This window comes from Candidatus Poriferisodalis sp., from assembly GCF_965198245.1.
Classification (GTDB): Bacteria; Actinomycetota; Acidimicrobiia; order Acidimicrobiales; family Poriferisodalaceae; genus Poriferisodalis.
In genome coordinates this window covers 1,349,637-1,366,295 of the sequence record NZ_OZ240249.1, presented here as the reverse complement: position 1 = coordinate 1,366,295, position 16,659 = coordinate 1,349,637, and the positions used below count along the sequence as shown (strand labels likewise).

Annotated in this window: 5 protein-coding genes; all 5 read right to left on the bottom strand. The window is 64.4% G+C overall.

Annotated features, from left to right (window positions below; all coding sequences use genetic code 11):
* Nucleotides 1–113 precede the first annotated feature (113 nt).
* On the bottom strand, nucleotides 114–2,507 hold the full coding sequence (locus ACOCMM_RS06295) for a DNA translocase FtsK 4TM domain-containing protein (RefSeq protein WP_419552333.1): 2,394 nt from the start codon (nucleotides 2,505–2,507) through the stop codon (nucleotides 114–116).
* 56 nt (nucleotides 2,508–2,563) lie between these two features.
* The gene (locus ACOCMM_RS06290) at nucleotides 2,564–3,331 is read right to left on the bottom strand and encodes a hypothetical protein (RefSeq protein ID WP_419552332.1); all 768 of its coding nucleotides are present in this window, start codon (nucleotides 3,329–3,331) and stop codon (nucleotides 2,564–2,566) included.
* 37 nt (nucleotides 3,332–3,368) lie between these two features.
* On the bottom strand, nucleotides 3,369–5,093 hold the full coding sequence (locus ACOCMM_RS06285) for a hypothetical protein (RefSeq protein ID WP_419552331.1): 1,725 nt from the start codon (nucleotides 5,091–5,093) through the stop codon (nucleotides 3,369–3,371).
* A gap of 35 nt (nucleotides 5,094–5,128) precedes the next feature.
* Nucleotides 5,129–6,874: a hypothetical protein gene (locus tag ACOCMM_RS06280; RefSeq protein ID WP_419552330.1), complete on the bottom strand. Its 1,746-nt coding sequence runs from the start codon at nucleotides 6,872–6,874 to the stop codon at nucleotides 5,129–5,131.
* A 118-nt stretch (nucleotides 6,875–6,992) separates the two neighbouring features.
* Nucleotides 6,993–16,622 carry a spondin domain-containing protein gene (locus ACOCMM_RS06275; RefSeq protein WP_419552329.1) on the bottom strand — a complete coding sequence of 3,210 codons (9,630 nt, stop codon included), beginning with the start codon at nucleotides 16,620–16,622 and terminating at the stop codon, nucleotides 6,993–6,995.
* Between the last annotated feature and the right edge of the window lie 37 nt (nucleotides 16,623–16,659).

The following is a 16,659-nucleotide window of genomic DNA, read 5'->3' as shown; positions in this document are numbered from 1 at the left end:
GCCATCGTTTCGGCGACAGTGGTCGAGGCGATAGACGAGATGCCGTCTCGGCATTCTCTCATCCGGCAGCCGCTGGGGGAAGCGGATTCCCCCCGGAGCCGAGCCAGCCGCCGTCACTCTCCCAGCGCGTCCGCTAGTTCCTCTGGCGTCATCATCACATCGCGGGCCTTGGAGCCATGCGAGAGACCCACAACGCCCCGCTGCTCGAGCAGGTCCATGAGCCGGCCGGCGCGGGCGAAGCCGATCTTCAGCTTGCGCTGCAGCATGGAGGTAGAACCGAGTTGGGTCTCCACCACGATGACCATCGCCTGTCGCAACAATTCGTCGTCGCCGGCGTCGCCTGTGGTGCCGCCCGGAAGTCCTGTCGCACCCGCTGACGCTTCGGCGCCCTCGACGCCTTCGACATAGCTGACCTCGGGTGCCTGCCGGCGCCAATGGGCCACTACGTGGGCAATCTCCGACTCGCTCACCCAGCTGCCCTGGATGCGGCGCGGAGTGCTGGAGTTGGCGGACAGCAGCAGCATGTCTCCTTGGCCCACCAGACGCTCGGCGCCCGGCTGGTCCAGGATGACCCGGCTGTCGGCCAGGCTCGACACGGCGAAGGCCAGCCGGCTGGGAATGTTTGCTTTGATCACGCCGGTGATGACGTTCACGCTCGGGCGCTGGGTTGCGACGACCAGGTGGACGCCGACGGCTCTGGCCATCTGAGCCAGACGGGTGATGGAGTCTTCGACGTCGCGGGCCGCCACCATCATCAGGTCGTTCAGCTCGTCGACGACCACCACGATGAACGGCATCGATTCGTGTTGCTGGTCTTGGCCGAGCAGCTCGCTCTCGTTGCTGTGCAGCGCTCCGTCGAGCACGGCTGCGTTGTAGCCGGTGATGTCACGGAAGCCCGCTTCGGACAGCACGTCGTAGCGGCGCTCCATTTCCCTCACGGCCCATGCCAGGGCGTTCGCGGCCTTGCGCGGCTCGGTCACCACTGCGGTCAGCAGGTGGGGCAGGCCGTCGTACTGACCCAGCTCGACCCGCTTGGGGTCGACGAGGATCATTCGCACCTGATCGGGGGTGGACCGCATCAACAACGACGAGATGATCGAGTTGATGCACGACGACTTGCCCGAGCCGGTAGCGCCTGCAATCAGCACGTGGGGCATCGTGGCCAGGTTGAGCATCACCTCGCGCCCCGAGATGTCCTTGCCCATCGCCACTTCGAGCGGGTGCATCGCATCGGCCGCCGCCTTGGAAGACAGGATGTCGCCCAGCGCGACGAGGTGGCGGTCGGAGTTGGGCACCTCGATGCCGATCGCCGAACGGCCGGGGATCGGCGCCAGGATGCGGACATCGGCAGCCGCCATGGCATACGCGATGTCCTTGTGCAGGGCCGTGACGCGGGACACCTTCACGCCCGGGCCCAGCTTCAGCTCGTAACGCGTGACGGTGGGGCCGGGCTCCCAGCCGGTCACCTGCGTTTCCACGCCATGGCTCGCAAGCGCGGCCACCAGCGCTGCGGCTCCTGCCGACAGCTGCGCCCGGTCGAACTGCTGGGTGCCGCTGCGCTTGAGCACCGACTGCTTGGGCAGCTTCCAGCGCGGACGCTGGCCTCGGGCCCCGGTGCCCCGCGGTGCCGCGCGCGGGGCCGGTACGGGTGGGGGTACGACGTCTCCACCGGGAGGCTCGACGAAGGACGGCGGTGACGGCTCAAACGATGCGTCGCCAGGCTCCGCGGCGGTCGGATCGAGACCTGGAATCGGGGCCCCCTCCGCAGCCGGCAGCTCGCCACCCGGCATCTGGTCGCCATCGGATGCGTCCAAGTCGTACTGCTCGGCTTCGAATGAGGGCGGCTCGGGATCGGTGCCCACACGCTGCAGGCTCCGGGCACCTTTGGACACGGACCCGCGCAGCAGCCGGCCGAGTGCAGCGACGCCGGTCCACATCCAGCGCAGGACCTGACCAAGACCGACGTTGCCGACGATCATGACGGCAAACAGCATCACGAGCAGCAGCACGGCCCACGTCGCGGGGTCGTCGATGAGACGTCGCAACGGCTCGGCCACAGCGGCGCCCAGCACTCCCCCGCTGCGGCGCAAGTCCTCCAACTCGGGTCCGAAGCCGTCCGCGGACCCCGACAGGTGCGCCGCTCCGGCGAACGCGACCGTCAGCAAGCTCAGCCCGAACGCGGCGCGACCGCTGCGCTCTGAGGCCGCCATGCGGGCGAGAGCCACCCCGATCCAGATGAGCAGGATCGGCACCGCGAAGCGGAACACACCGAGCAAGACGGCAAGCCCGTTCTCGAGGAGTCGGCCCACGACGCCCGCTCGGTCGCCCAGCAGGCCAAGCCCGCAGATCACGGCAAGTGCGAACAGCGACAGCGCCACGATCTCGCGAGATCGGCCGCTCAGGGCATTGCGGACTACCCGGGACAGGCCGCGCTGGGAATCTCCCCGCGTCGAAGCCTTCGACGCATCCTTCGAGCCGTCGGCCCCGGCAGTGCCCTTCGCACTCACCTCTGCGAGAGTACCGAGGCGGGGCTACACCTACGGAGACCCACCGAGGCCGCCGCTCAGCAGTCTTGTGGACCAGCGTCGATGCGGCTTTGCTCGGCCGCTTCGTGCTCACGCCTGGTGCGAGCTCGTTCGGCGTTCGCAGCTCGGTGCTGGTTACGGGCGGTCTGCACCGCAACCAGCACGAACATCGCGACAGTGAACGGGATCGAATAGCGATTGATGAAGTCGATGACCGTGCCGAGCGGCCCTGAGAACAGGTCCGCAACCCACCACACGAGTGCCAAGCGCGTGACGGTGCCAGCCAGGTTCACCACCACGAACGGCAGCTGGCGCATCCGCGCAATTCCCGACAGCAAGCACATCGGGTAGCCAGGAATGGCGAACAGCAGCAACCAGCCCACACGGGGGAACCAGCGCTCCAGCCAGCCCATGGCCCTGATGATGCGATTGCGGGGACCCAGCTCGGCTGCCAGGTACGCCTTGGCATTCGGGCCGTAGTCGTAGCCGAGCCGGTACAGGAACGGGTCGGTGATGAACAGCCGGGTCACCCCGATGATCATGAAGGCCCACAGCGGCGCTTGGTGGGCCACGCCGAGCAGGATCGGGTCCGTGGCGTTCAGCGACAGCAGCAGCAGCGGCGCTCGCGCGATGAGGGCCGCGAAGAAGATCTGTCCGACGTAAGCCGCCAGGGCAAAGCCCACCGGCACCGCTGCGAGCAATTGCATCCGCCGCCGGTCGGCATCAGAGATCGCCACGCTCAGCGATGCCCCCTCGGCGTCGACGGCGTCGGCCGTCGTTGGATCGTCCCGGCCGTCGTCAACCACCTCGGCCGAGGCTACGCACCTACGCCGGCGGTGGCTGTCACTGATAGACGGGCTCCATGCTGGTGTAGAGGTCCTCGGGTTGGAAGATCCTTATGTAATCCAGTTCGAGTCTGGTGCGGATCGTGTCGTAGCTGCTGGAGGCGAATCCCGATGCCCGCACTATGAGTTCCATGGGCCTGTGAGCTATTGCTACGAGTTCCAGCAGGGAGTCGGTGTCGTCTGGATCCAAGTACGTGAAATACTTGTCCCGGTCAGACCCGGTGTACGCCACCTTATTTCTACCGATTGTGAACTCGCCGGTGTCGGCATCGGTGATCGTGATCGGTTTATACTCGACCGAGATCTTGTTCTTGGGTCTGACCGTCAAGTCATCATTATGACCGTCGATCTTCTGAAAACTCCGATAGCCGGCCGGGGTCCACTCTAGGCCCAAGGTCACCGTTATTTTGCCATTGTTCCAGCAACTAGCGTGTTGTAACGTAATCTGAGTTGACGTGCCGGAACCACAATATATGTTCCACCTTGACGAATTAGTCGGCACCAATGGGGCATCGTATTGCTGCCGAGGACCATTGATGTACTGATGCGAGACGGTCTTTCGGGACCTAGGGACATGTTCGAAGACGTTTATCTCCATGCTGGATGCCCTGGCGATATCTTCGTAGCTGTCCACGACTACGTTATACTCGTCATGCAGGGACTCCAAGGCGACCACAGGGTTTCCGGCAGAGAAGGCATAGTTCTGGTAGAAGTAATTGACGTTTGTGTTCACGGAGAATTTGACCTCAACGTATCCGTACTTGAAGGAGAACTTGCCGTAGGTCGACATTGATCCTCGACAGGAGTGAACCCTCGTCATGTAGTATCGGCCGTCTCGTATATTCTGGCAAGGCTCGCCACGGCTGTCCGTGTCGCCGCTGTCGCACGGGTTGGGATCGTGATTCCAGAGGTCGCTGTCGAGAGTCGCCATCCCGTTGTCTAGGCCTTCCTTGCATCCATCCTCGATGGGCGTACCGTTGAACTCTTCGGCAAAGATCAGGCTGTAGTTCTCCTTGGGCTGAACGAGGTTGGGCAGGCTGTCGCGCAGGCTCGACGGCGTCTCCGGCTGCTCAGACGGCGGGAGTTCGTGCATGAATAGACATGTGAACCTGTCCCGGTTCGCACTGGGATAGTCGCCGCACTCTGAGGCATGCTCCGACGGGCCGACCACAGCCTCGCGATACACCATCAGATCGGACGCGGAGTCTTCGGCCGAGAACTCCACCGTTCTCACCGGATGCCCGTTGATGTAATAGAAAGGTCTGTCGTTGTCATAGTCATCCATGAACATATACAATAGGCCGCTATCCTCTCGCACTCCGAGCAACAGGTCATAGCAGTCACGCCCGCAGAATTGGCGTGGCTCTCCGGACACACCTTCAACCGCGTACTTCACACCGTCTGCATCGCCATCGCGCGCCTGCACGCTCACCCTGCCGAAGTAGCGGTTGCCGAGGACCAGATCATCATTGTGATCGTCCCAATCCGGCCCTTGGAGACTATTGACACTCCCGTCACAGTTGGCGAATTCGTGATCGCAGAACAGGAAAGCGCTCGGATAGAAGGAGAACTCACGAGACGTGAACGCCAGCGCAGGCCCGCCGCTGTCGTCGACAGTCAAAACCTGGTCACGGGGAACGTCCGAGCCGGTATCCACGGAAGCATTAGCGCTGTCAGTCGCTACAACACCGAACGTCGTGGCGGCCAGCAGCACGACGCCCACCGCCCAGGCCCCCGCCAGTCGCAACCGGGCGGAACTCATTGGTAGACGGGCTCCATGCCCGTATAGCGGTCGATGGGCTGGAATACTCTGATGTAGTCAATCTCGAATTTGGTCTGGATTCGGTTGTTGGATGGATTCCCATGAGCGTGAAGCTCAAACTCCAATGGGATGTGAGAGATTCCGATCTTCTCTAAGATCGAATCCGAATCGCCGTCGGTTAGGAACTCAAAGAATTGCTCACGTTGGTTGCCAGTGAAGAGTCGCTCAGAGGAGCTGAACGAGACTTGTCCATCCGTCGAAACTGAACTGGGCCAGGAGCCTATTGATATGTTCCCCATGGGCACAACCGCAAGACTGTCGTGGACACCGTCGACTTTAAAAAAGGTGCGGTATCCTCTAGGCGTCCACTCAATACCTCTTGTTATGGTCTCGGTAGATTTGCAAGTAGTCCCTGTGTAGAATGGGGCCGGATTTGATGACTGACTGCCCCGCCGGCACAACCGTAACCGTTTACTGCTTCGGCGAGGTTCGGTCGTCGTGAACCGTTGTTCACCGTATGGGTTGATCCATTGATGAGAAACCTCAGATCGAGATGAGGGCAAAAACTCGAACAGGTTGATGGCTGTTCCGAGATAGCGTGTGACGGCTTCATAGTCCTCGACGGGTATGTCATAGCGGCGATACTTGTGCTTGAGAAGTATGAGCGGATCACTAATGGAGAGCGCCATATTCAGCCAAGCCGCAGTGCTGTGAGCCGTCATATCCGCGGTGTACTTTACTTCGATATATCCGTACTTGAATCTGACTTTGCCGTTGGAGTTGATCTCGGGGGAGCAACTGGTGATGACCGCCATGTAGTAGCTACCGTCTTCGACGTTCGCGCAGGGCACACCGTTGCTGTCGACATTGTTGCATGGGTTCGTGTCAAAATGCCAGACATCTCCGCTCAAGGTCACCATGCCGTTGTCAAGCCCCGGTTTGCAACCGTCCTCCTCAGGCGTACCGTCGAATTCCTCAGCGAAGACTAAGCGATAGTTCGCTTTGGGCTGGACGAGATTCGGCAACGCGGTGATCATGTCTGCGGAAGCACTCGGAGGATCTGAAGGCAGCGCCTCCGCCAAGAACAGACATGTGTACCTGTCTGCGTTCTGACTGGGGAAATCGGCGCAATCGGGTGACCGTTCTGATGATCCGAGCGACACCTCACGATATACCTTCAGATCCTGACCAGGAATCTCGACGGACAGCTCAACTCGCTGTCTTGGAAAATCGCCGACATAGTGAAATCGATTGAGACCCGCATCGAGTCCGAGGCCCTCCTCAATGATGTCAGTGGTGATGGAAGCCTCCTCAGCAAACAAAAACAGCGCGCCGCTGTCCTCAACTATGCCGACTTCAACATGGGCGCACCGGACTGGCTCCCTGTGGTGGCACCACTGATACATCGATTTGTCAGGCTGATCCTCGATCACAAACCTGAGACTGTCGACCTCGTTATCTCGCTCGCGAACCTCCACTCTGTCGAAATAACGGCCGCCTCCGATGTTGTGGTCGGTGTCGGTCCTGCCAGAGGTGTCGTCGCTTGTGTAGAGACGCACCTGCGGCTCCAGAAAGATACGGCCGTCAGATACGAAACTCAAGGCCGGCTCCTCCTGTCCGATGGCAGACGCAGCCGAGGCTGCCGGCACAGAAGTGACATCGTGACGCGCCACTACGCCTACTACCGTCGCAAGCGCAAGACCAACTGCTATCAGCCTTGGGAACCTAGCCACAAATGCCATCCATTGATTTGCCTTGGGTTTCGTTCAGGCAGTGTGAATCGCCCTGAGTTTCGTGGGTCATCTGCTAGCAGTCTTCTGTAGGGAATGATTGAACGCGCTCAGTGCGAACGGCCTGGGATCAGCGGCCTGCGAGGATGCGCCGTGCGGCGCGCACGGCGGTGTCGGTGCGGGTGCCGCCGGTGATTCGCCGCACGTCGGCGCTGTCAGGTGCGGTCTCGGTGATGGCAGTCCGCACGTCGTTGGCGACTGCTGCGCGGCCGCCCACGATGATGACCTGACTGGGCCGGTAGTCGCGGATCAGCGCTGCGGTGGCCTCTGGCAGTTCTCCTTGCATGGTGTAGGCGACTGCGGAATTCTCCGTGGCAGCTGCCAGTGCGGCCGCCACGCCGACATCGGGGGCGGACCAGCCATTGGCGATCACCAAGGTGACACCGTCGGGCGCGGCGGCGGAGTTGCCCAGCACGCGCCGTGCTGCCTGCGCGGCGGTGTCGATCCGGTTGTCGCCCGTCAGCCTCGAGATGCTGGCGCCGTTCGCCACCGCGGCGATCGCGTTTTGGACCTCATCGCTGATGGCGGCGGTGCCTCCCACCAGCATTACCCGCGCAATGTCGTAGTCGCGCAGCAGCGACGCCGATGCTTCCGGCAGGCTGTCACGCTCGGTGTAGATCACTGCCGAGCGGCCGCTGCGCGCAGCCAGTGCCGCAGCGGCGCCGATATCAGGCGGCGACCAGCCGTTCGCCACAATCACCGTCACCCGCCCGGCCTGGGAGGGTCCGCCCAGAATGCGACGCGCCGTGACCGCCGCGGTGTCGGCACGACCCGTACCAGAGACCCGCGAGATGCCAGACTCCGGTGACGCAGCGCGAATCTGCGTGCGAACCTCACGCGACACCGCAGCATTCCCACCGACGATGACCACATCAGCGGGAGAGGCCTCCCGCATCAGCTCCCTGGTCTCCTGCGACAACGCGTCTCCCGCGGTATACACCACCACTGCGCTAGATGTGCGCGCCGCCAGCACCGAGGCCACCCCAACATCAGAGGGACTCCACCCATTCGCCACCACAAAGGTCGCGACCCCGACATCAAGATCACCGCCGCCACCGCCACCACCGCCGCCACCGCCGCCACCACCACTGCTTGTGCCGCTGCTTGTGCCGCTGCTCGAACGCCGCTGTGTCACGGTCAGATCGAGGGCCTCGTTGGGGATGGTGTAGTAGCCGTCGTTACCTTCGATCTCGTGAACGATCGTGAACTTGGAGTTGGCCGCAGCACCGTTGGCGTTCACCGTGACCCGCTGGGGCACCCACCAGTTCGATTCCGTGAACCTGAGGCTGCGCGGTTCCACCGACAGACCGCCTCCTGCATAGATCGTCACATCCACGTCCGTCGGCGATCGGGGCTCTTCGGCGGATTTCACCTCGGGCGTCTGGAACAGCGGCGACGAGTTGCTCAGCGTCGTGCCGCCGCCCGGTGCGCTGTTGAGACTGACCATGTAAGTCACTGCCCGACCGCTGGTGATTGTCACGCCCTGCGAGCTGATGCGGAGTCCGGGGGTGTCGTTGTCGATCATCGTCACGTCGACGCTGCCGACACTGAGGCTGGCGTACTCGCTGGCGCTGCCTGCGGCGATGGCGTGGGAGATCGTGGCCGTGCCGTCCACCTCGTCGTCATCCTCGTCCGCCGCGACTGTCACCGTGCGGGGCCGATCCCAGTTCGAGGGTGTGAACGTCACGCTGACAGTGGCATTGCCGTTGAGGGTGATGCCGGCCTCGGCCCCGGCCGTGATATCGACGGTCACGTCGGCTGAAGGCTCTTGCGCGAGCGACACGGTGTAGGTACCGGTGTCGCCCTCGGTCACCGCCAGCGACGGCGGTGTCAGCACCACGCCAGCAGCGTCGTTGTCGGTGACCTCGACGACCACCTGGACGGTGTTGCGCTGGTAGTCGTCGTCGGTCGAGGACGCGGTGGCGGTGACGGTGACACGGTCGTCGAAGGTGTCGGCGTCCTCGGTGCCTGACACGGTGACAACCTGGGCGGTATTCCAGGTCGTAGTGCCAAATGTCAGCGACGCGCCTTGGGTGACGGTCGCGATGGAGGTGTCGCCGGAGGTCACCGTGACGATCACGTCGTCCGATGGCTCGCTGGTCAGCACGACCGTGAATGTGCCGGTGCCTTCCTCAAGCACCCCGATCGCGGCAGGCGAGACGCTCAGACCCGGTGTGTCGTTGTCGGCGACATAGACGGCAACGTCGGTGCGTTCGGTGACGGCGGCCGGGACGTACTCGTCGGCACTGCCCTCGACGACGACGTGAGTGATCGTGACCTCCTCGTCGACGGCGTCTTCGTCGTTGCCGGCGATCACCGTGACGGTGCGCTCCTGGTTCCAGTTCGATGCGTCGAAGGCCAACCGAGTGGGCTTGGTGGTCATCTCGCAGCTGCCGCTGTCGCACCTGACGGCGATGTCGATGGTCACGTCGCTGGTCGGCAGGTGCGACAGCGAGATCGTGTAGGTGTCTATGTCGATCTCGTCCACCCTCAATTGCGGGGGCGACACGGGGATCTCGGCAAAGTCGTTCTCGACGATGGTGACCTTGACCGAGTCGACGCTGATGCGGTCATAGTCCCGATCGCCGCTGGCGGCCGCGTGGGTGAGCTCGACCGGGGCGTCTGTGCCGGCGTCGTCGTCGGGGGCGGCGGTCACCGTCACGGTCTGCGCGGTCGACCAGTTCTCGGCCGTGAACGTCAGCATGGTGTCGCTCAGGGTCAGGTCGCTGCCGTCGTGCCCGGCGACGGTCACGGTGACATCCGCTGTCGGCTGCGAACTCAGCGACACCTCATAGGAACGCGAGCCGCCCTCGGTCACCGACAGCTCTGGAGCCGACAGCTCGGGGGCCAACCCCGCAACCGTCACGGCGACCGCGGCGGTGTCGGCGTCGGTCACGGTGACGGTGATCGAGTCGACGGGGATGCCGTCGTAGTCCGAGTCCGCGCTGCCGACCGAATGCTTGAGCGTCACGTCCGACTCATCGATCGCGTCGTCGTCGGGGACGGCGGTCACGGTCACGGTCTGCGCGGTGGACCAGTTCGCAGCCGTGAACGTCAGCTCGCTGCCAGCGATCAGCGTGTTGCCGCCGAGCGTCACGTCGCTGCCGCCGTGCCCGGCGATGGAGATGGTCACGTCTTCGGTCGGCCGCCGGCCCCCCAGCGTGATCGTGTAGTCGCCCGAACCGCCCTCGACGAGCTCGAAGGAGTCGGCGGACACGAGCACCGCTGCGGTGCCGCTCCCGACGGTGCCGACATCGTCGTTGTCGGTGATGGTGACCCTGACGGGATCGCCGGCGAGGTTGTATTGGCTGTCGGCGCTGGAAGCGGTGTGGGTGAGGTTGAAGGCTGCTTCGTCGTCGGTGTCGCCGTCGTCTGCAGCCGCGACGGTGACGGTTTGGGGCGTGTCCCAGTTGCCGGTGGTGAAGGTGAGTGCGTCATTGGACACGTCGCTGCCCGACAGCGACGCATCGGTGCCGCCGTGGCCGCCGATGGTGACGGTGACGTCCGCCGACGGCTCGGTGGCCAGCTCCACGGTGTAGTCCGCGGAACCTTCCTCGGTGACATCGATCGCGGTGGTGCCGATGACCAGCCCGGCTTCGTCGTCGTCGATGACGGTCACGGCCACCGAGGGGATGGCGAGGCTGTCGTAGTCGGCACCCTCTGAGGTGTGGCTGATGTCAAACGGGGCGTTGTCGCGGGCGTCGTCATCGTCTTCGGCCTCGACGGTGACGGTCTGGGGAGTGCTCCAGTTGCCGGAGGTGAACGTGAGGTCGCGCGTCAGCACGCCGCCCGACAGCGACGCGCCGGAGTTGGCCGGGACGGTGACGGTGACGGTGACATTCGCGTTCGGTTGGGTGACGAGCTGCACGGTGTAGCTAGCGGAGCCGCCTTCGTCGACGTTGATCGCGGTCGGATTGATGGCGACGGAAGGGCTGTCGTTGTCGGTGATGCCGACCGTGACTATGGCGGAATCGCCGTCGCGGTCGGTACTGACGCCTTCGTAATCGTTGTCGCCGGTGCTGGTGGCGGTATGCAGGAGCGTGACCTCGTCGTTGAGGGCGTCGACATCGTCTGCGGCGGAGACGGTGACGGTCTGGGGCGTGTCCCAATTCGAGGTCGTGAAGGTGAGTGCGTCATTGGACACGCCGCTGCCTGTCAAAGACACGCCGGAATTGTCTGGAAACGTGACCGTGACGGTGACTTCATCGGCCGGCTCAGTGTCCAGCCGCACCGTGTAGTTCGCGAAACTCTCCTCGACGACTGTGATGCCAGTGGGATTCACCATCACTGCGGGACTGTCGTCGTCGTCGACGGTGACCTCGATCTCGCTGTCTGCGAGGCTGCCATAGTCGCTGTCGCCGGTGCTGCGGACGTCATGGGTAAGAGTGAAGGTGTCGTCGCGCCCGTCATCGTCGTGGGCGACCTCGAAGGTGACCGTCTGGGGCGTGTCCCAGTTGCCGGGCTCGAAGGTGAGTGCGGACCGCACCACGTCGCCTGACATCGTCAAGCCGGTGGTCGCGTCCGACGTCAGGGCGACACGGACGGTCGCTTGCGGCTTGGTGGCCAGCCACACGGTGTAGCCCGCGGGCATCTGCTCGATAACGGCAAGCTCGAGGGGGTCGATGCCGAAGATCAGCCCGGCAGAGTCGTTGTCGGTGACCGTGATCTCGACCTGGACATCTTCGACGAAGCCGTAGCCGGGGTCCGAACCGGCTGTTGAGTGATTGAGGTCGAATACGTCGTTGCGGCCGTCGTCGTCGTGACCGGCCACGACGACGACGGTCTGGGGTATGGACCAGCTCGAGGTGGTGAACGTGAGCGTGTTCGTCTGCGTAACATCGCCCGTCAGCGACACATCACTGTCCGTTGGACGCGTCAGGACGACGACGACGGCCGCTTGCGGCTTGGTGGCCAGCCTCACGGTGTAGCTAGCGGAACTCTCCTCGACAACGGTGAGTTCGAGAGAGCTGAGGTCGATGATCAGCCCGGCCTCATCGTCGTCAGTGATGGAGACGGTGACATCACTGCCGGTCAGGTTGTAGTCGGTGTCATTGCTTGTGGCGGTGTGGGTCAGGGTGACGGTGTCGTCGTCGTCGTCATCATCGTGGCCGGCTTCGACGGTGACGGCCTGGGCCATGTCCCAGTTCGAGGTGGTGAACGTGAGCGTGTTCGTCTGCACGTCACCCGACAGCGACACGCCGGCATTGGCGTGGCCCGCGACGGTGACGGTGACGACATCGGACGGCTCGGTCGCCAGCTTCACGGTGTAGCCCGCAGAGTCCCCCTCTTCTTCAACGGTGAGGTCGGTGGCGTCGATGACCAGCCCGGCAGTGTCGTCGTCGGTGATGTTGACCGTGACGGCGTCGATAGTGACGCTGTCGTACTCGTCGGCACTGCTGGCGTTGACGGTGTGGCTGATCGTGGCTTGCTCGTCAGCGACGTCGACGTCGTCGACGGCGGTCACGGTGACGGTCTGGGCAGCGTCCCAGGTGCCAACGGTGAACGTGAGCTCCGCGGTCGTGTCGGCGCTGCCCCCAGGCGCGGCCACGCGGGCGTCACCGTCCGCGGACACGTCGATGACGACGGACCCAGAGGGCTGCGCCCCCAGCACGACCTCATAGCTGCCGCCCGAGGCGTCATCCTCGGTGACGGCCACCGGGCTGCCCGACACCGACACTGCGGCATCGTCGTCGGTGATGTCGACCGTGACGGCGTCGATGGTGACGCTGTCGTACTCGTCGGCACTGCTGGCGTTGACGGTGTGGCTGATCGTGGCTTGCTCGTCAGCGGCGTCGTCGTCGGCGGCGGCGGTCACGGTGACGGTCTGGGCAGCGTCCCAGGTGCCGACGGTGAACGTGAGCTCCGCGGTCGTGTCGGCGCTGCCCCCAGGCGCGGCCACGCGGGCGTCACCGTCCGCGGACACGTCGATGACGACGGACCCAGAGGGCTGCGCCCCCAGCACGACCTCATAGCTGCCGCCCGAGACGCTGCCCTCAGCGACGGTGAAGGGGGCCGACGGGACCGTTACCACCACCGAGGGGGTGTCGTCGTCGGTGATGAACACCGTCGACTCGTCGTCGGTGCCCGCGGTCACGCCTGCGGGCAGCGTCCCGAAGGTCAGCTTCACGCTCTCGCCGGCGTCGGCGGCGGAGTCGTCGACGGCGGCGAACGTGAACGACGTCAATTTCTCTTCCGACGCGAACGACACGCTCGCGGGGACACCGGAATAGTCGTCGCCGGTCGCGCCACCCTCGGCGGTCGCGGTGATCGGGATCGTCACCGACCGCTCAGGTTCAACCGACAGCTCCACTATCACCTTGACCGTGCCGCCCTCAGCCACGCTGTAGGCCGCCGACGCGAACTCGACCGTCACCGAGGGATCGTCGTTGTCGGTGATGAATATCGTCGACTCGTCTCCGCTGCCCGCGGTCACCCCTGCGGGAAGCGTCCCGAAGGCCAGCTTCACGCTCTCGCCGTCGTCATCGTCGCTGTCGTCAAGGGCGGACACCGCGGCGTCCTTCGCGGTTTCGCCGGGACCAAAGGTGACCTGCGACGGGGCGGAATAGTCCGCGGCAACGGCTCCCCCACTAGGCGACGCGCTCAGGGGAATCGTCAGCGTGCGACGCGGATCCTTGTCCAGCACGACCCTCACGGCAGCGCCCTGGCCCCCCTCCGCAGCCTGGTAGGACGCCGCTGCGAAAGAGACGCTGACCTGGACCACAATGACGCTTTCGGTGACGGCACTGGTCAGCGTCTCGGTATTTTCCTCGTCGTCGACAAACTCCACCCTGACCGCTAGCCGCTTGCCGACATCGGCCGGCTGCACGGTGTAGGCGTCCGACGCTGCGCCGGAGATGTCGGTGGCCTGTCCGCCGGAGTCCACGCGCAGCCACTGGTAGGAGTAGCCGGGGCTGGTCAGGCCGTCCGCATCAGCAATGGCGGAGGTGTGCGCCGTCAGTTCTTCACCCACCTCGGGCGAGCCGGTGACCGACGGCGCGCCCGTCGGGGCCAAGTTCACCGACTCCAGCGTGAACGTGAGGGCCGCAATGCTCTCCGTGGAGAACTTGCCGGTGCCGCGAATGCTCGTGATGACACCCCGCGGCGACGTCGCGGAATTCGACAGCGAGAACCCGCCCCCGTTCTCGGTACCGGCGTCCCACGGGTACAGCTGCACCTCGTGCGACGACAGCCAGTTGCCGCTCGCGTCGAGCAGGGACAGCCCTGAGACGCCCACAAACCAGTCCGGACTCGGTGCAACCATGGTGACCAGCGTGACCAGCGGGTGGTCGGTGGTGAGCGTGGCCGTCAGGCTCTCCATGTCGGTGGGGCCGATGGAGCTCGTGTCGCCCTCGACGACACCGAGGGCATCGGGCCCGGCACCGGTGACCTCACTCCTCAGGGCCGACGTTCCCCCGACCTCCGCCATCGACTCGATTCCAGCCGAGGCGACCTCACCGCTCTTGAGGAATGCCGCATCGGCGTTGTGGACGGCGCCGATCAGGCGCGAGAAGTGCGCCCCGCCGGGAAGCCCGTCCGGCGTGGCCGCTGTGGTCCAATCACCCTGGAATTCGATCGTGTAGGTGGCCGTCGATGCCAACGCGGCCACCGGGGCAGTCTCCGGGGGCGTGAGCGACAGGTCCTGCCCAGTGCGACTCACGGTGACGGTGTACGTCGTGGTCGCCACGCCGTCCTGCGCGGTCACCTTGACCCCAAAGATGTTCTCGCCCACCGAGAGGTCGACTTGGGCCGTGTCGGCACTCGCGACGGTGTTGCCGTTGCCGTCGAGGATCACCACCGCAGCGTTGGTGTCGCTTGTGGTCGCGGCGAACGTTGTGCGCGCCACGGTGTACCCCACCGCCCCCGAGTAGGAGGTGACCTCGCTCGTGAACCCCGGCGTCAGTCGTACGCCGGTCACCGTGAGGCCGCTCAGCTCGGCGTCGTCGGAGAACGTCGTCCCCGTGCGGGTGGTCGACCACGCCCCAGCACCGATCGAGTTCACCGCCCGCACCTGCACGTCGTATTGCGTTTGGCTGTCCCGTCCCGTGATCGTGTGGCTCAGGTCGCCGTCGCCGGATGTCCACGCCTGCTCGACAGTCCAGTTGTCGTCGTCGGTCTCGTCGGCGCTGGTCTCGATCCAGCGCGCGTCGTAGGACGTGATCTCCTCTCCGCCGCTGATAGCGGGCGGGCGCCACTCGACGGTCAGCGACTGCGCGCCCGGCGCAACCGAGGTGATCGTCGGGGCACCGGGTGCTGTGGGCGCCGCGTCGATGATGACGATGGGCGCCTTGTTGTCGACCAGCTCGGACAGGCCGGTGTAGTCGCTGGCCGCCAGCGCCACGAAGAAGACCTCGCCATCTTCGTTCTCTTCTTCGATGTCTGACTTGATGCCGATGCTGACAGTGCGTTCTGCGCCGGCGTCGGCATCCCCGGACCAGTCGAACTTCTCGAACCCGTAGACGGTGTACACCGACATCGAGCCTCCGGAGAACAATTCCCCGTATCCATACTTGTAGTCCTCACGGTCAGGGGTCTGAGACTCGGCGAGCTCAAGGTCGGCTCCATAGGAGGACTCTGTGGAGGCGATCACCGAGTCCTCGGTGATGAGCGCTCGATTGTCGTCGGCGGAGCTGTGAATGATCGCGACGACCGGCCAGGGCGCGGCAACGCTGTCAGTGTTGGTCAGCGTGCATGCGAGGGTGGACCCCTCCACCACTTGCGATGGGCACGACAGCGTGAACCCGCCCACACCGACCTCGACGTTCTCGGTTCGCGACCCGCGCTCCACGGCGACGGTGTAGGTCTGCGACATGCCGTCCTCGGCGGTTACGAGAACCGCTATCGAGGTTGAGCTCGAGGCGAGATACACCGCGGCACTCTCAACACCGCTTTCAGCCTGCACGCCATCGACAGTGACCGTGGCCCGCTCATGGGTCACCGTCGGAATCAGGGTTACCTCTGTGACGTCATAGTCGACGGTGATCTCATATGACAGACCGGTCGATGAGAACGTGAGCGGCTGCTCGGCTACCCCCCCCCCCCCGGCGAATACGCGGAGGCCGCTCAGAGACGCATCGCTGCTCTTGCTGTCGCTGTCTGAGATCCGAACGTTCTGCCGGTTGTTGTACAGCACTCCCACGTTCCTGCTGCCATCGGACGCCAAGGAGACGTAGAACACCTCCTCGCTCTCATGATCGTCGTCATCGGCAATGCTGATGACAACTTGGCGCGAACTCGTGTTCCCGCCGGTTGTCGTCGTGGTCCCGCCGGATGTCGTCGTGGTCCCGCCGGATGCTGCGGCTGCCGTTCCCGACCAATCGAAGAACGAGTAGCCGACAAGGTCGGAACCTATCCACCACACGCCCGCTTCGATTGTGGCTTCGGGAGTGGGAGCGCTCAACTCAACATCGAGGGGCGAGCCCCGGACCAGCGCCCTGTTCGAGTCGGTCGACCGGTGCAGGATCCCGACGACCGGCCAGTCCTCCTCGGTGGCTGCGGTGTTCGTGAGCGTGCACGTCAGGGTCGAGCCCTCCGCGATCTGCCCGGGACACGTCAGTTGAAACCCGTCATGGCTCACCGTGACGCTGTCGGAGGCATTAGCGAGGCCAAGACCGAAGAACGCAGTAACGCCGACGAGCACGATCAACAGCACCAACGGCGCAACGAGACGTGAGGAACGCAGACAGCGCTTCATCGCCGACATGACGAACTCAACCGAGAACAGGCTGTCCGCAGCCGTC